Genomic DNA, 15,016 nt, shown 5'->3' with positions numbered 1-15,016 from the left:
TTTGTGCAGACCGTCCCTGTTCACGAGCAGCGTAGCTCTCAGTCGCGAACGAACATCGTGATGTAATTTATGCTTGTGTCGCGTGTGATGCGCCAGTGCATAGGGCGGTAGCTCATCCCTGCAACATCGATCATACGCAGGCCGACTTCACGGCCCATCTGATGCAATTCGTCCGGCTTGATGAATTTTTGCCAGTCATGCGTGCCGACGGGCAGGAGGCGCGCGATATATTCGGCGCCTATTTTTGCCACGGCGAGCGAGCGCAATGTGCGATTGAGCGTCGAGACAGCAATCAGCCGCCGGGCTTGGTGAGCGAACGCAGCAGTGCCAGAAATTCCTGCGGGTCGTTGACGTGTTCGATGACTTCGAGCGCCGAAATGGCGTCGAAGCTCTGCCCCTCGCGTACCAGTTCTTCCGCACTGCTTTTACGATAGGTCAGGCCACCCGCCCCCTCAGAGAGCGGGCTGGCGGCGAGATGGGCCTCGGCAGCGCGGATTCCCTCTGGAGAGGCATCAAGGCCAAGCACTTCATGACCCATTCGGGCGAAGGCCTCGCTGGCCAGCCCCGCGCCGCAGCCGATATCGAGGACCGAGAGCGCCCCGCCTCTCAAGGCCTGAAGGCGCTTGAAATGGGCGTTGACCCATTCGGTACGCATGGGGTTCATGTCATGCAATGGCTTCATCGGCCTTTGGGGTCCCACCAGGTCGCGGCCAGCTGGTCGAAATGGGCAATCTCGCGATCGGAGACGGAAGAGGCTGCGTGATCTGGCATTGTGGTTCCAAAAAGACAGAAATGATGCCGTTTTACCAGAGTATCTGGACGGCGCGATCCGGACTTAGTATGTGACCGGCCTTTCCTTGCGCAACATCGCAGGCTGGAAAATCCGATCCCGGCGCTCTGTGATTGACCGCTTTCTGCTACGTACGGAGCCAGGTGCACCATTATGACGTCATCAGACCAGCGTCCAACCCGGATCGTCATGAAGTTCGGTGGAACCTCAGTGGCCGATCTGGACCGCATACGCGCTGTTGCAGCGCGTGTGCGTATTGAGCGCGACAAGGGGCATCAGGTTGCCGTGGTCGTTTCGGCCATGGCCGGTGTGACCAATCAGATGGTGGGGTATGTGCAAGCACTCGATCCCATGGCGGATGCGCGTGAATACGATGCCGTCGTGGCCAGTGGCGAGCAGGTGACGAGCGGACTGACGGCTATCGCGCTTCAGACTCTGGGCGTGCCGTCGCGCTCATGGCAGGGCTGGCAGATCCCCTTTCGCACGGATGATGCTCATGGCAAGGCCCGCATCGGCGATGTCGAGGGGGCGGCTCTGATTGCCTGCATGGAGCGGGGCGAGGTGCCGGTGATTGCCGGTTTTCAGGGTGTGGCGCCGGGCGAGCGCATCAGCACGCTGGGGCGCGGCGGATCGGATACCTCTGCTGTGGCTGTGGCTGCCGCGATCAAGGCCGATCGGTGCGATATCTATACCGATGTCGATGGCATCTACACCACCGACCCGCGTATCGTGAAAAAAGCCAGGAAGCTGGATCGTATTACCTTCGAGGAGATGCTTGAGCTGGCTTCGGTCGGGGCGAAGGTACTCCAGACCCGATCGGTCGGGTTGGCGATGAAAGAAAAAGTGCGCGTACGCGTTTTGTCGAGTTTCGAGCCCGAGACTGAACTCTCCGGGTCGCTGGTGGTGGATGAGGACGAGATGATGGAAAAGGAACTGGTCACGGGGATCGCCTATTCTCTGGATGAGGCAAAGATCTCGGTCAGCCGTATCCCGGACCGTCCGGGTATTGCTGCCGCCATTTTCAGCCCGCTGACTGCGGCGCGCGTCAATGTGGACATGATCGTCCAGAGCGTCGGCTCGGATGGTTCGACTAACATGACCTTCACCGTGCCCAAGGGCGATCAGGCCCGTGCGCTTGCCGCCCTCGAAGCCGCCCGTGGCGATATCCAGTATGGCGAGATCCACACTGCGAATGACGTGGTTAAGATCAGCGTTGTGGGCATCGGCATGCGCTCCCATTCGGGGATGGCCAGCACGATGTTCCAGACGCTTGCCGAGCGCGGGATCAATGTTCAGGTCATCTCGACCAGCGAGATCAAGATCTCTGTGCTGATCGACGCGGAATATATGGAACTTGCCATGCGCGCGCTGCACACGGCTTATGGTCTGGACGGGGAATGAGCATGACCGACATCGATCAAGCCCGGCAGAACGCACGAGTAACCCTCGACCGCCTTTGGGCGCCGGGCCGCGAATTTCTGGGCACGCCGACCGCCATTCTTGGCGGCGCCATGTCATGGGTGAGCGAGCGCAATCTCGTATCGGCGATCTCGAATGCCGGCGGGTTCGGCGTCATTGCCTGCGGCGCAATGATGCCCGATCGCCTGGCTGATGAAATTGCGGCGACGCAGGTTCTGACAGACAAGCCTTTCGGCGTGAACCTCATCACCATGCATCCCGAGCTCGAAAAACTTGTCGATGTCTGTCTCGAGCACAACGTTGGCCATATCGTGCTGGCTGGCGGTGTGCCGAGCGGGGCGATCATCAAGCGGGTGCGTGACGGTGGCGCGCGCGCTGTCGGTTTCGCCCCGGCCCTGGCGCTCGGCAAGCGTCTGGTCAAGCAGGGTATCGAGGCATTGGTGATTGAGGGATCTGAAGCTGGCGGTCACGTCGGCCCTGTCTCGCTCAACGTTCTGGCGCAGGAAATCCTGCCCCATATCCATGACGTGCCGGTTTTCGTCGCGGGTGGTCTTGCGCGCGGTGACGCCGTGCTCGGCTTTCTGGAGCAGGGGGCTGCAGGAGCGCAGCTCGGCACGCTTTTTGCGGCCAGCAGCGAAAGCATTGCCCACGAAGCTTTCAAGAAGGCTTTCGTTCGGGCTGCGGCGCGTGATGCCGTCACCTCGAACCAGATCGACGAACGCTTCCCGGTCATTCCGGTGCGCGGCCTCAATAATGCGGGCACGCGCCGTTTCATGGCCCATCAGGCCGCGACGCTGGCACGATTTACCTCTGGCGAGTTGAGCAAGGAAGACGCCCAGCTCGAAATCGAGCATTTCTGGGCCGGTGCCCTCCGTCGCGCGGTGATCGAGGGCGATGTAGAAGAGGGTTCGGTAATGGCCGGGCAGTCTGTCGGTATGGTTAAGGCCGTGCGCCCGGTGGCAGAGATCCTGCATGATCTGGTCGAGCAGGCGGTCGATGCGCTGGTTGCAAGAGAAGCGCGTACCGGGCATCTTCACACCTCTGAGATCGCAATCGGGTAATCATGCCAGAGCAGACGACAGACCGTATTCCGGGATGGCAGGGCGGAGGTGCTGACGGCGCACGCGCTTGGTGCCGATCTGCGCGCCAAACGCGAAGAGCTGGGCTGGGCCTTGCCCGATGTGGCAAGCTGGCTGCGCATTCGCGAGAGCTATCTGCGTGCTCGAAGAGGGGGATACGGGCGTCTTTCCGGGCAGTGCCTATGCGCTCGGTTTCCTGCGTAGCTATTCTCAGGCTCTCGGGATGGATCCCGATCAGGCTGTGTCCCGCTTCCGGCAGGACGCGCGCGGTGCACTCGATCGCAAGCCCGATCTAAGCTTTCCGGAGCCTGTTTCCGAACGTGGTGTGCCGGTCGGGCTTTGGGTTGGGGCTGGGCTCGCCGTACTGGTCGGTACCTATATCGGCTATTATCATTTCTTCGGTGCCGATCCGGCGCCCACCCATCAGATGCCTCCCGTGGCCGAGATCATGCCGGGCGTCACCCAGCATGGCACGCCATCGCCGCAGATTGCCGCAGTGATGCCCGATCGCGGTCTGGCGCCGTCGCCACAAAATGCCCTTTCTGCCGCGCCTGCCACGGCACAGACCAGTCAGGTGGCGAGTAGCGCTCAGGCGTCTCTTCCGCAAAGCCAGAGCGTTACGCCGGCCTCGCCGACCGGTAATGCACCGGCCACCACCACGGCTGCGACGCAGAATGGGCAGTCGGATCAGTCGCCGCCTCTGCCGTCAGCATTTACTTCCCAGCCAGGCGCGACCCAGTCGGCTCCCCCCAGCTCGATTCAGTCCGCGTCTACGGAGCCCGGGTCCAGCCAGTTAGCGGCGCCGCAGCCTCCCGCTACTGAGACCGCCTCGGCTGGTGCGACGGCACCTGCCGCCCCGGCAGCTCCGGCGAATATGATCGTGTTGCATGCTGGCGCCGATGCCTGGGTGTCGATCAGGGACAAAGCTGGGGCCACCGTTTTCAGCCGCGTGTTGAAATCGGGCGAAACCTGGCAGGGGCCGGAAGATGCCGGACCGTATCGCATGACACTCGGCAATGCCGGAGGTCTGACGCTGAGTGCGGGCGACGTGACGACATCGGCGCTCGGGCGTGTTGGCGCCGTACGTCGCGGTCTGGTCGTCACCGCAGATGCGATCCGCAACGGTCAGCTCAGTCAGGAGGGAGCGGCTGGCAATCCGGTTGCTCCAGTTGCTCCGAGTAACGCCGCTCTGACCGGCGAGGCGCCCTCGGGCCAGAATGCGCCACCGGTCTTGAAAAAGGCGCCTGCGCCCCCAAGAATTACGGCAGCGACCCATGAGTCGGAAACCGACCGTCTGAACGCGCGCCAACTGGAACAAACGGCGCAGCCGCGCTAAAGCCTGGCTCCTGTCGAAGATCAGCTTCGGCTGGGGTCGCAGGCCTGGGAAAAGATTACGGCCCCTGAATGCCGATTATTTCGGTAAGTCAGGGTTTGATTGAGACGGGCAGGGCGCTTCGCAAACGGAGTGCACTGGCCAGCATGACACAGACATGGGTGAGCGACACGGGACTGGGTTCCGGCGCTTTCCCCGGAAAACAGGGCAGTGCACGCTCTGGTTTTCCGTTACGGAGACGAGATTATGAGCGGATATCGCCCCTACCAGTATATCGAACGTCGCAAATCCCGTCAGATTCATGTTGGCAAGGTGGCAGTCGGCGGGGATGCGCCAATTTCTGTCCAGACCATGACCAACACCCTGACGTCGGATGCCAAGGCGACGATCGAGCAGATTCGCCTTTCGGAAATCGCAGGTGTGGACATCGTTCGCGTTTCCTGCCCGGACGAGGAGAGCACAGCGGCTCTCGCTGAGATCGTACGTGAAGTGAACGTGCCAATCGTCGCCGACATCCATTTCCACTACAAGCGCGCCATCGAGGCAGCGAAGGCCGGGGCCGCTTGTCTGCGTATCAATCCGGGCAATATCGGCAGCGCGGAGCGTGTGCGCGAGGTCGTGAATGCGGCCCGCGATTACGGCTGCTCGATCCGTATCGGTGTGAATGCCGGTTCGCTTGAAAAGCATCTGCTCGAAAAATACGGCGAGCCCAATCCCGACGCCTTGGTCGAGAGCGCGCTCGAACACGCCAAGATCCTGCAGGATCACGATTTCCATGAATTCAAGATCAGTGTGAAAGCGTCCGACGTCTTCATGGCAGTTGCGGCCTATCAGCAACTCGCGGAAGTCTGCGATCACCCGCTGCATATCGGCATTACCGAAGCCGGGTCGAAGCGCGCAGGTACCGTCAAGTCCTCGATCGGTCTGGGCAATTTGCTCTGGGCCGGCGTGGGCGACACGATGCGTGTTTCGCTTTCGGCGCCTCCGGAAGAAGAAGTGCTGGTCGGTTGGGATATTCTCAAGTCGCTGGGCCTGCGTCATCGCGGCGTGAAGATCATTTCCTGCCCGTCCTGTGCGCGTCAGGGTTTCAACGTGGTCGAGACGGTGCAGACCCTTGAAGATCGTCTGCAGCACATCAAGACGCCGTTGACGTTGTCGATCATCGGCTGCGTCGTGAATGGCCCCGGTGAGGCGCTTATGACCGATCTGGGCGTCACGGGCGGCGGTGCCGGGCGTCACATGGTCTATTCGGCGGGCAAGCAGGACCATCGCCTGAACGAAGGCCAGGACATGATCGAACACATCATCGATCTGGTCGAAGAGCGCGTGGCGAAGATCGAGGCCGAGAAGGCCGATCTCGCCGAGCAGGAAGCGGCTCAGCAGGCCGAAGCTGCCCTCGCATCGGCAGGCGTCTGACCGTATGAGCCAGCTTCAGCCGGTTCGTGGCACGCATGATCTGATTGGCGACACCGCACGTCGTCATGCCCATGTTGTCGACACGGCGCGTGAGGTCACGCGGCGTTACGGCTACGAGGAGTGGTCGACTCCGATCTTCGAGGACACCCGTGTTTTTTCGCGCACGCTCGGTGACACTTCCGACGTCGTGACGAAGGAAATGTACACGTTTGAAGATCGTGGCGGCGACAGCCTGACCCTGCGTCCCGAGGGTACCGCGGCAATTTGTCGTGCTTTCGTGACGAATGGACTGACGCAGGCCCTGCCGCAACGCGTGTTTTATAACGGGCCGATGTTCCGCTATGAGCGCCCGCAGAAGGGCCGCTTCCGTCAGTTCCATCAGATCGGCGCCGAGCTGCTGGGTGCGACGGACGCCTGATGGATGCTGAAACCATCGCTATGGCGCATGCCATTCTCGAGGCGCTGGGTCTTGGTGAGGCGGTAACGCTCGAGATCAATACGCTTGGCGATCTGGAAAGCCGTCAGGCCTGGCGCGAGGCGCTTGTGGCCTATTTCCAGTCTCACGCCGACGCGCTGTCGGAAGAGAGCCGTGCGCGTCTTGAAGCCAACCCATTGCGTATTCTCGACAGTAAGTCGGCGCAGGATCGGGTATTGCTCGACGAGGCTCCCAAGTTTGGAGCCTATCTGAACGAGGCTTCGCAGAATTTCTGGGACGATCTGCGTCGCAAGCTCGATCTGTTCGGCGTCGGCTTCGTCGAGAATCCGCATATCGTGCGCGGTCTCGATTATTACAGCCATACAGCTTTCGAGTTCGTGACCGACCGTCTTGGTGCACAGGGCACGGTTCTGGCTGGTGGCCGCTATGAAGGGCTTGTGGCCAGATGGGCGGCCCGGCAACCCCCGCCATTGGCTGGGCCGGTGGTATCGAGCGTCTGGCTCTGCTGATAGACGGTGCTCCTGAGCAGGCGCGGCCTATCGCCGTTCTGCCCACGGGCGAGTCCACCCTGCCTGCCTCTATCACGGCAGTTCAGGCGCTGCGTCAGGCCGGTTTCGCTGCCGAGCTTGAAACACGCTCGTCGCTCAAGAAGCGTATGGAGCGCGTGGTCAAATCGGGCGCGGCTCATATGGTTCTGGTTGGCGAAGACGAGTTGGCACGCGACGCCGTGACGGTGCGCGATCTCGGCAAGCGTGAGCAGATCGAAATTGCCCTCGATTCTCTGGCGGATCATTTCCTGAAAGCTGTCTGATCGTGGCTCTCGACGACAGGCTGGAGCGTATTGTCGCCCGGTCGGATGAATTGCAGGCGCTGATGTCCAGCGGTGAAATCCAGGGTGATGAGTTCGTGCGGGCTTCGCGCGAATTTGCCGAGCTGGAGCCGGTTGTCTCGTCCATTCTCGCCTATCGTTGTGCCGATACAGCCCGCAATGAGGCTCTGGCCCTACTCGACGATCCGGAGATGCGCGAGCTGGCCCAGAGCGAGATCGACGAGATCGAGGAGCGGCTTGAAGAGCTGCATCAGCAGGTTCGACTGGCGCTTCTGCCACGCGACGAGGCCGATGAGCGTAGCGCTATCCTCGAAATCCGCCCCGCCGCGGGGGGAGATGAGGCCGCGCTTTTCGCCGCCGAGATGTTCGGTGCCTATAAACGCTTCTCCGATCTGCATGGCTGGCGCTTCGAGATCATGGAATATGACGAGAGCGATCTGTCGGGGCTGCGTGAGGGCGTTGCGACCATCTCTGGCCGGTCTGTTTTCGCTCGGCTCAAATATGAGTCAGGTGTCCATCGTGTGCAGCGTGTGCCTGCAACAGAGAGCCAGGGGCGTATTCATACCTCAACGGTGACTGTTGCCGTTCTGCCCGAAGCGGAAGAGGTGGATGTCGCGATCGACGAGAGTGATCTGCGTATCGATGTCTATCGTGCCTCGGGCGCGGGTGGGCAGCACGTCAACAAGACGGAGAGCGCGGTGCGGATCGTGCACATGCCCAGTGGTATCGTGGTGGCAATGCAGGAAGAAAAAAGCCAGCACAAGAACAAGGCCAAGGCGATGAAAATCCTGCGCGCACGTCTCTATGAGAGGCAGCGCGCAGAGGCCCATGCCAGTCGTGCCGCAGATCGCAAGTCACAGATCGGGACGGGCGACCGCTCCGAGCGTATCCGCACCTATAATTTTCCGCAGGGGCGGGTGACCGATCATCGTATCAACCTGACCCTGCACAAGATCGACCGTGTCATGCTTGGCGAATTCGACGAGATCGTCGATGCGCTGGCTCAGGAGGAGCAGACAGCGCTCCTTGCGGCAGAGGGGCTGAGCTGACACAGGCTCTTCCTGGCGTTGGTCCGCCCGGTAACTCAGCTCACCGGAGAGGCGCAGATTTCCGCATGGCCCGGATGGTGTCTGGCGACACCGGAATCGGTCGGATCGCGCAGGAAGAAATCGGTGAACCCTTCATCGCCGAGCGCCACCAGATGATGCCCTTCAGGATGCGTCAGGGTGCCTTCACTGCTTACCTGATGTGTTTCGGCACGACCTTCGGCGTTGACTACCGTTATCTGGCCGCACAGCGCGTAGCTGTGATTGACGCGACCCTGCGGTATTTCGATTTTCCTGGTCAGGCTCGGCGTCTTGTCATCGAGTCGGAAGGTAGCGGCGAGTGTTCCGTCGATATAGAGCCGCGATATTTCGGACACCTCGATCGGCGCACGGTCATCGGTAACAGTGAAGCTTTCGGCAAGGGCAATGCCTGGGCTGATGCCGCTCATGGCAGCAAGCAGGAAGAGAATCTGTCTCATTCCTGTTCTATAAGACGTTTCAGGAGAGAGTGGTGAGCGGTAATCGACGGGCCCTCAGGGATGTGCTGATCGAGACGGCAACGTCTTTGGAAAAATCAGGCATAGAGGCGCCTCGTATGGAAGCGCGTCGACTCGTCTGCTGGGCGATAGGCTGCGAGGCGTCGCGACTGCTCTCGCTCGACGCGCTGCCAGAAGAGGCCGCGTCACGGCTCGCCGCAGGCCTCGCACAGCGCTGTGCACGCCGACCTCTGGCGCTGATCGAGGGCGAGGCCGGTTTCTGGACCTGACGCTTGCGGTCTCTTCGGCCACGCTCATCCCTCGCGGTGATAGTGAAACCTTGATCGAGGCCTTGATGAGCCGTCGACCTGACAAGGCGCGTGTGCGCTCAATTCTCGATCTCGGGACGGGAACGGGGTGTCTGCTTCTGGCGGCACTGACTGAATATCGTCATGCGTATGGCGTTGGTGTCGATCTTTCGCCCGACGCCGCCACCCTTGCTCTTGCCAATGCTCGCCGCAACGCGCTCTTCACCCGTGCCGGTTTTCTTGCGGGGAACTGGTTTTCGGCACTCAGCGGGCAATTCGACGTGATTGTGAGTAACCCGCCCTATATTCGTGTGGGCGATCTCGCAGGGCTTATGCCGGAAGTGCGTGACCACGAACCGGCGCGTGCGCTTGTTGCCGGAGAAGACGGGCTTGATGCCTACCGGCTTATTATCGCTCAGGCCCAGGCTCATCTTGCCCCGGAAGGACTGCTGATTTTCGAGATAGGGCAGGGGCAGGAGACAGATGTAACCGCGCTGGCAGACAGGGCTGGCTTGACGCTTGTCGAAGCGAGAGCCGATCTCGGTGGGATCGTCCGGGCGTTGTGTTTCGAGCGATCTTTCGTTCGCGCGCAGTCTGACGCATGAAAACCATTGGCAGAATGGCGTAACCTTGCTAGTTTCCTTAGATCGGCTTGCTCGGGTCGCGGTGATGTTCACCGACACGGCAAGGCGTCTTCCGCCCCTCGCAATGATCTTGATGATTGAGCTGAGCGGATTACTGGCCTGATCTTGTAATCCGGCCGTCATGAGACAAACCAAGGGTCATTCATTCCCTGCAATCGCCTGGATTCCTCTAGTGATGGATCGGGATTGCGAATACGAAAGTGCTACGCGGATCCATGAACATGAAACGTATGAGAAGCCGTCACCATCGCCCGAGCGGTGGCGGATCGCGTCAATCCAATGGTCAGACGCCTCTGAATCGCAACCATGTCTTCGATAGCAATGGCCCTGACATGCGGGTGCGCGGCACCGCCCAGCAGCTTTTCGAGAAATATCTCCAGCTTGGTCGTGATGCCACGGGCACGGGCGATCGTATCCTGCAGAAGCCTATTTTCAGCATGCCGAGCATTATTTCCGCATTCTGAATGCGATGACGCAGGCCGCTCAGCAGAGCCAGATGGAGCGCCAAGAGCGCCATCAGCAGCGTGCGCGCAGCCAGCAGGATCCGGATGATCGTCGTCAGGGCGATGATGCGGGGGCTGAAAACGACAGCGAAGAGCATGTCGAAGAGACCGCTGAATAAGCTGCTACCCGATTTCAGAAAAGGCCCCTGAACCGCTCTGGCAGGGGCCAGAGCCTGTCGCCGGACAGGCCCAGATCGATCGGGTAGAAGCCTTCTGCCCGCTCCAGCCCCTCCCTGACAAGGCGCTCGCGCCAAGGCTTCAGGGAGGGATCATCCACAAGAAGCGTTACCTCTTCAGATCTCAGCCCGGCCATACTGGCCAGCATGTCACGCCAAGCCTTGTTGGTCATGCGTTGATGGGCACCAGCCTGTCTGCTGCACCACGCCTGCTTGCGTGTGCGGCCGAGCCGCTTCAGCCCCTCTTTCAGATCACTATAGCGCAAATGGAACAGCATGAGCGCCGGATCGGGGTTCGGCAGCGCTTCCTTTACGCTATGAAAGCCCGGTGACCAGGTGACGGCGTCCGGATCAGGCATGGCTTGCACATGGCGGCAGAGAAGCGCAGCGACCGGCGTTGCAGGGAAACGGGCCGGTCGAAATCAAGGTCGGGCTCCTGCTCGGCGTGATGGATCACATCAAACCCGGTGGCCGTCAGGCAGGGGGCTGCCCGGGCGTCAGCCAGTGCCTGAAGCGATTGAAAACAGGCAGGGTCCGCCACCAGAATTTCGTCGACGTCGCAATAGAGGACAGTCTCATACCATTCGAGAAGCCCGGCGCAGAGGGCGCTGATCGCACGCGTGCGCTGGGCATCGTTCTGAGGCGAGCGTGGGATGCGCAGACGGTTGCAGAGCAGGGCATCGGTCGAGCCGTCATCTGAACCATGATCGATGACATAGCAGCGTTCCAGGCCGACCAGACGGGCATAATGACGCAGCCAGACCGGCAAAAAGACCGGCTCGTTATAGACCATCGTCACGGCTGCAAGTGGCGCTCTCATGAACGTTCTTTATGCAGACGAAAGAAACTTGTCTATCTTGGTAGGGGGAGAAGAGCCGGTCGGATGGTAGCGGCGGACGGATTTGAACCGCCGACCAAGGGATTATGATTCCCCTGCTCTACCGCTGAGCTACGCCGCCATCGCGACCGGTGGGCGTGGAATTAAAAGGGTTGGGCTGATGTGTCAACACTCTGCAGAGAGGTTTTTGCGCGCATCATGTTTTTGAGCCTCTGGCACTCTGTGGCATTGTGCACCAATGGGTTAGACGATGCGTTGCTTGATACGCCCGAAAGGCCTCATCCCTCTCAAGGATCTGGATCTTAGATTTGAAGCAGCAGTTTCTCAGCTCCCTTTTCGCCCTGCGTTCCTACTTCGACTGGCTACCCGCGCAGCTCGTCTCCATTCTCATGCTCGTCGTGCTGGCCACCGTATCGTTCTACGCCAGCAAGCTCATCTCAGTGATCATCCTGCGTATCTTCGGCAACCGCGAAGATGCGGTGCTGCGCAAGATCATTCTCGCCATGCGTCGGCCCGTACGTGTCATGGTTGTGCTGGCGGTGCTTCTTTCGGCGCTGCCTGCAGCCTCGGGATTTACCTGGGAGACGACGCAGCTCTTGCAGAAGCTGCTGCTGTTTATCGGCATTCTGATGGTCGGTTATGCGGCGATCGTGGCTTTCAGGATCATGACCGAAGCCTATCTGCAGCGCATCACCTCACGCGATCACTCAGACGATATCATGATCAGGACGCATCAGACCCAGATCAGGGTATTACGACGTCTGATAGAAATCCTCGTCGGTATCGTCACTGTCGCCGCAGCGCTCATGACGTTCGATTCCGTGCGGCAATATGGCGTGTCGCTCTTCGCTTCGGCTGGGGCGGCGTCGCTGATTGTCGGCCTCTCGGCCCGCGGCTTGCTGACCAATCTTCTGGCCGGGGTGCAGATTGCCATCACCCAGCCGATCAGAATGGAAGATCTGATCATCATCAATGGCGACTGGGCCTGGGTGGAGGAAATCACCTCGACCTATGTCGTGCTGCGCGTGTGGGATTGGCGCCGCCACATCGTGCCGATTTCGTATTTTCTGGAAAATCGCTTCGAAAACTGGACCCACAACTCCGCGGCTATTATCGGCGTCGTGTTTCTCTACGTGGATTATGAAGCGCCGATAGAGACGATACGCGGGTTTCTGGGCGAAATCATCAAGACATGTCCGCTCTGGGACGGAAAAGTGTTCGATTGTCAGGTGGCGGATTGCGATGCTCACACGCTGAAGATCCGTATCATTGCCAGCGCGCGCAATGCGCTGCAGAGCTGGGATCTCCGTTGCGATATCAGGGAGAAAATCATTCTGCGCATACGTGCCGAATGTCCGGAAGCCCTGCCGAGGTCGCGTTTCGCAGTCGTGCCAACGCGTCCCGGCGATGAGGCCTGGCCGAATGCTGACGCCATCTCGCCTCCGATTGATCGTCCACCACCTGGCTCTTATATGGGGCCAGGTACGGTCATGCCCCGGGGAGGCGCAGATCTCTGAGAGAAAAAGCGGTGCATAAGGGCTATGAAGCTGTGCCAGTGCAGTTCGAATATCGTCATCTATCTTGTCTCCTGAATGAAGATAGATACGCCAAACACGGCACCTCTATGGCATTTAATTCACGAGACTGTCATATTATTTGACGCTGATCAGTGTATCGCTCGACATGAGAGAGCGAAATTACTGGATAAAAATCATGTAGGAACAGATGTTTATCGTTTTTTCTGCATAATCAGGATCAAGCTCGCAGAGCGTTAATGTTCGGTTTACGGTGAGCGATCTTGCCGGATCTCGTTTGGGGAATAGAGGCACATGACTACCTATCTCGTTGTCTATGAAAAGAATGAGGGCGAGTCTTACGAGGCAGTTGAGCAGAAACTCGCAAGCTTCGGTGAGGTCTTTCATGACATTGATAATTTCTGGATCGTCTCGTCAAATCTGATCATCTCGGATCTACGCGATGTCCTGGCCAAGCTTTCGCCAGAAGGTTCAAAGCTGATGGTGATGAAATATGTGCCGCATAATGTCATGGAAATGGGCGCCGCCGCCTGGCACGGATTTGCCCTTCCGCAGGAGGCTGCTCGCCAAACGCCTCTGAAACCGGAAAGCGGGGCGCCTTACAGATGCCCCGCTTATTGAAACTCACGCAGCTGGGCTGAGTGTTCGGACGCTAGTCACGGGTATTCTGTTCCAGATGACGGGCGTATAGAGCGCCGATAGCAGCCGAAGCGAGCCGTGCCGTAGCGTCATCGGCACGGCTGGTCAGCAGAACAGGCACTTTTGCCCCCATGACAATGCCTGATGTCGCAGCCTTGCCGAGGAACGCGAGGGTTTTGACGAGAATATTGCCTGATTCGAGATCGGGGGCGATCAGGATCTGAGCGCGCCCTGCCACCGGGGACTCGACCCCTTTTATTTCTGCCGACTCGCGGCTGACGGCAACGTCCAAGGCCAGTGGGCCGTCCAGCACACCTCCCGTGATTTCCTTGCGGTCGGCCATCTTGCACAAGCTGGCAGCATCAAGCGTTCCCTGAATTTTCGTATTGATCGTCTCAACCGCGGAAAGCAGGGCAACACGCGGCGTGCCGAGACCGAGAGCGTGATGCAAATCGATCGCGTTCTGCACGATGTCGCGTTTTGTCATGAGATCCGGTGCGATATTGATCGCCGCGTCTGAGACAAGCAGCAGATCGGGATAGTCTGGCACGGCCAGGCAGAAGACGTGGCTCATGCGTCGCTTAGTGCGCAACCCGCTTTCCTGCCTGATGACGCCTGCCATGAAAGTGTCGGTGTGCAGGCTTCCCTTGGTCAGACCGAGCGCCTCCCCCTCATGCACAAGGGTGATGGCATGCTTGACGGCACCTTCTGGCTCGCAGCATGCTCAATGCGCAGCTCTTTGATGTCAAATCCGGCTTTTGCTGCGGTTCGTTCGATTTCTTCGCGGTCGCCTACAAGTATCGGTACGATGATCCCATGACGAGCGGCCTCTACGGCGCCGCCAAGTGCGTGGCTGCTGCAGGGCCATACGATAGCATAAGGAACGGGCCCCAGCCGGGATGCTTTGGCGACCAGGGCGCGCATCAGGGCATGCTGTTCGGGGAAGATTTCGGCGAGCGTGTCGCTCTCAGCAGCGCGCAGTGGTGTCATGGATGATGAGGGCATGAGCGCACAGGTCTCCAGGTTCGAGTTGACTCTCCAGAACCAGGTCAGCGCGGCATGATCATCTGTACCCGGCCTTGTGGGGCAAAGCATACCGGTCAGAGGCCTAGGAGGCGTCTACGGGCTGGCCTGAACAAGCAGATCCGAGCCCGCGTCGCTATCAAGGTCTCTCGCCTTCGACACTCTGTCTCCCAACGCATAGCAGAAGCCCGGCGAAGGTTGCGGATCAGCTTTTCTTGAGTGGTATCGGGTCAGAGCCGTGGAGTGGTCGGGGAGTCCCGCAGTATCACGCCTGCTTCTTTTTTATCGTGAAGCGCAGAAAGGAGCGATGGACTGGAGTCGTTCGGTATCGGAGCTTCTGTATGAGGAGAAGCCTCTCACGATCGTCCTCGCTCTGCGCGGTCGGCTTGATCCGGCTATCGCCTGCCGGCTGCACCATCAGTTCAAGGAGCGACGTTCGCGGTTTGGTCGCACAATGCCAATAGCGAGGCGAGCGAAGATGAGGAGTAGACCGCCGATGAAAATCGCCTCTCCAAGAAGATCCAGC

At 59.8% G+C, this 15,016-nt stretch carries 14 protein-coding genes, 1 tRNA gene and 4 pseudogenes; 13 read left to right on the top strand and 6 right to left on the bottom strand.

What is annotated here, in order from left to right:
- Window positions 1-38 precede the first annotated feature (38 nt).
- A pseudogene (gene ubiG, locus JCM25414_RS16825) lies at window positions 39-771 on the bottom strand (bifunctional 2-polyprenyl-6-hydroxyphenol methylase/3-demethylubiquinol 3-O-methyltransferase UbiG).
- A 172-nt stretch (window positions 772-943) separates the two neighbouring features.
- Here ubiG and JCM25414_RS03765 point away from each other — a divergent pair.
- From JCM25414_RS03765 to prfA, 7 genes and pseudogenes are all read left to right on the top strand, one after another.
- The gene (locus tag JCM25414_RS03765; RefSeq protein ID WP_081775780.1) at window positions 944-2,191 is read left to right on the top strand and encodes an aspartate kinase; all 1,248 of its coding nucleotides are present in this window, start codon (window positions 944-946) and stop codon (window positions 2,189-2,191) included.
- A 2-nt stretch (window positions 2,192-2,193) separates the two neighbouring features.
- The gene (locus tag JCM25414_RS03760; RefSeq protein ID WP_025840773.1) at window positions 2,194-3,270 is read left to right on the top strand and encodes an NAD(P)H-dependent flavin oxidoreductase; all 1,077 of its coding nucleotides are present in this window, start codon (window positions 2,194-2,196) and stop codon (window positions 3,268-3,270) included.
- 48 nt (window positions 3,271-3,318) lie between these two features.
- Window positions 3,319-3,466, top strand: a pseudogene (locus JCM25414_RS22830) (helix-turn-helix domain-containing protein); the annotation flags it as partial.
- Between the two features lie 45 nt (window positions 3,467-3,511).
- Window positions 3,512-4,624 carry a RodZ domain-containing protein gene (locus JCM25414_RS16820; RefSeq protein WP_369345998.1) on the top strand — a complete coding sequence of 371 codons (1,113 nt, stop codon included), beginning with the start codon at window positions 3,512-3,514 and terminating at the stop codon, window positions 4,622-4,624.
- A 243-nt stretch (window positions 4,625-4,867) separates the two neighbouring features.
- Complete coding sequence (ispG, locus tag JCM25414_RS03750) at window positions 4,868-6,037, top strand: flavodoxin-dependent (E)-4-hydroxy-3-methylbut-2-enyl-diphosphate synthase (RefSeq protein WP_025840772.1); 1,170 nt, start codon at window positions 4,868-4,870, stop codon at window positions 6,035-6,037.
- Between the two features lie 4 nt (window positions 6,038-6,041).
- A pseudogene (gene hisS, locus JCM25414_RS16815) lies at window positions 6,042-7,284 on the top strand (histidine--tRNA ligase).
- A 2-nt stretch (window positions 7,285-7,286) separates the two neighbouring features.
- Window positions 7,287-8,351: a peptide chain release factor 1 gene (gene prfA, locus JCM25414_RS03740; protein ID WP_025840771.1), complete on the top strand. Its 1,065-nt coding sequence runs from the start codon at window positions 7,287-7,289 to the stop codon at window positions 8,349-8,351.
- 35 nt (window positions 8,352-8,386) lie between these two features.
- Here prfA and JCM25414_RS03735 read toward each other — a convergent pair whose 3' ends face one another.
- Window positions 8,387-8,827, bottom strand: a complete 441-nt coding sequence (locus JCM25414_RS03735; RefSeq protein ID WP_025840770.1) for a hypothetical protein — start codon at window positions 8,825-8,827, stop codon at window positions 8,387-8,389.
- A 32-nt stretch (window positions 8,828-8,859) separates the two neighbouring features.
- Between JCM25414_RS03735 and JCM25414_RS24425 the strand changes: the two genes are divergently transcribed.
- From JCM25414_RS24425 to JCM25414_RS16805, 3 genes and pseudogenes are all read left to right on the top strand, one after another.
- Window positions 8,860-9,114: a class I SAM-dependent methyltransferase gene (locus JCM25414_RS24425; protein WP_242403327.1), complete on the top strand. Its 255-nt coding sequence runs from the start codon at window positions 8,860-8,862 to the stop codon at window positions 9,112-9,114.
- A complete protein-coding gene (gene prmC, locus JCM25414_RS16810) occupies window positions 9,060-9,737 on the top strand; it encodes a peptide chain release factor N(5)-glutamine methyltransferase (RefSeq protein WP_369345997.1) in 678 nt (225 codons plus the stop codon). Before JCM25414_RS24425 ends, prmC begins: the two co-directional genes overlap by 55 nt.
- Before the next feature lie 254 nt (window positions 9,738-9,991).
- A pseudogene (locus tag JCM25414_RS16805) lies at window positions 9,992-10,398 on the top strand (DUF4167 domain-containing protein).
- Window positions 10,399-10,412: 14 nt separating this feature from the next.
- Here the strand turns inward: JCM25414_RS16805 and JCM25414_RS24420 are convergent.
- The 3 genes from JCM25414_RS24420 to JCM25414_RS03715 form a co-directional block, all read right to left on the bottom strand.
- Window positions 10,413-10,814: a hypothetical protein gene (locus JCM25414_RS24420; RefSeq protein WP_242403326.1), complete on the bottom strand. Its 402-nt coding sequence runs from the start codon at window positions 10,812-10,814 to the stop codon at window positions 10,413-10,415.
- Window positions 10,766-11,275 carry a glycosyltransferase family 2 protein gene (locus JCM25414_RS24415; RefSeq protein ID WP_242403325.1) on the bottom strand — a complete coding sequence of 170 codons (510 nt, stop codon included), beginning with the start codon at window positions 11,273-11,275 and terminating at the stop codon, window positions 10,766-10,768. The genes JCM25414_RS24420 and JCM25414_RS24415 overlap by 49 nt, the downstream gene beginning before the upstream one ends.
- Before the next feature lie 64 nt (window positions 11,276-11,339).
- Window positions 11,340-11,414, bottom strand: a tRNA-Met gene (locus JCM25414_RS03715).
- 187 nt (window positions 11,415-11,601) lie between these two features.
- Here JCM25414_RS03715 and JCM25414_RS03710 point away from each other — a divergent pair.
- On the top strand, window positions 11,602-12,810 hold the full coding sequence (locus JCM25414_RS03710; protein WP_025840769.1) for a mechanosensitive ion channel family protein: 1,209 nt from the start codon (window positions 11,602-11,604) through the stop codon (window positions 12,808-12,810).
- Between the two features lie 312 nt (window positions 12,811-13,122).
- Window positions 13,123-13,449, top strand: coding sequence for a hypothetical protein (locus JCM25414_RS03705; protein ID WP_025840768.1), 327 nt, complete (start codon window positions 13,123-13,125; stop codon window positions 13,447-13,449).
- A gap of 31 nt (window positions 13,450-13,480) precedes the next feature.
- Here JCM25414_RS03705 and JCM25414_RS16795 read toward each other — a convergent pair whose 3' ends face one another.
- Window positions 13,481-14,146, bottom strand: a complete 666-nt coding sequence (locus JCM25414_RS16795; RefSeq protein ID WP_242403324.1) for a bifunctional enoyl-CoA hydratase/phosphate acetyltransferase — start codon at window positions 14,144-14,146, stop codon at window positions 13,481-13,483.
- 41 nt (window positions 14,147-14,187) lie between these two features.
- Here JCM25414_RS16795 and JCM25414_RS24410 point away from each other — a divergent pair, with 41 nt between their 5' ends.
- Complete coding sequence (locus JCM25414_RS24410) at window positions 14,188-14,463, top strand: hypothetical protein (protein WP_242403323.1); 276 nt, start codon at window positions 14,188-14,190, stop codon at window positions 14,461-14,463.
- Window positions 14,464-15,016 lie beyond the last annotated feature (553 nt).

The organism is Asaia platycodi JCM 25414, from assembly GCF_000614545.1.
Lineage (GTDB): Bacteria > Pseudomonadota > Alphaproteobacteria > Acetobacterales > Acetobacteraceae > Asaia > Asaia platycodi.
Note: the sequence above shows the minus strand (reverse complement) of the source record. Positions and strands in the feature narration are given on the sequence as shown.

What these genes read in the sequence shown, in the direction of transcription:
- JCM25414_RS03760 (WP_025840773.1), top strand. Translation starts at nt 2,194, where the DNA reads ATGACCGACATCGATCAAGCCCGGCAGAACGCACGAGTAACCCTCGAC.
- ispG (WP_025840772.1), top strand. Translation starts at nt 4,868, where the DNA reads ATGAGCGGATATCGCCCCTACCAGTATATCGAACGTCGCAAATCCCGT.
- JCM25414_RS24420 (WP_242403326.1), bottom strand. Translation starts at nt 10,814, where the DNA reads ATGCCTGATCCGGACGCCGTCACCTGGTCACCGGGCTTTCATAGCGTA.
- JCM25414_RS03765 (WP_081775780.1), top strand. Translation starts at nt 944, where the DNA reads ATGACGTCATCAGACCAGCGTCCAACCCGGATCGTCATGAAGTTCGGT.
- JCM25414_RS24415 (WP_242403325.1), bottom strand. Translation starts at nt 11,275, where the DNA reads ATGAGAGCGCCACTTGCAGCCGTGACGATGGTCTATAACGAGCCGGTC.
- JCM25414_RS03735 (WP_025840770.1), bottom strand. Translation starts at nt 8,827, where the DNA reads ATGAGACAGATTCTCTTCCTGCTTGCTGCCATGAGCGGCATCAGCCCA.
- JCM25414_RS24410 (WP_242403323.1), top strand. Translation starts at nt 14,188, where the DNA reads ATGCTCAATGCGCAGCTCTTTGATGTCAAATCCGGCTTTTGCTGCGGT.
- JCM25414_RS16820 (WP_369345998.1), top strand. Translation starts at nt 3,512, where the DNA reads ATGGATCCCGATCAGGCTGTGTCCCGCTTCCGGCAGGACGCGCGCGGT.
- JCM25414_RS03705 (WP_025840768.1), top strand. Translation starts at nt 13,123, where the DNA reads ATGACTACCTATCTCGTTGTCTATGAAAAGAATGAGGGCGAGTCTTAC.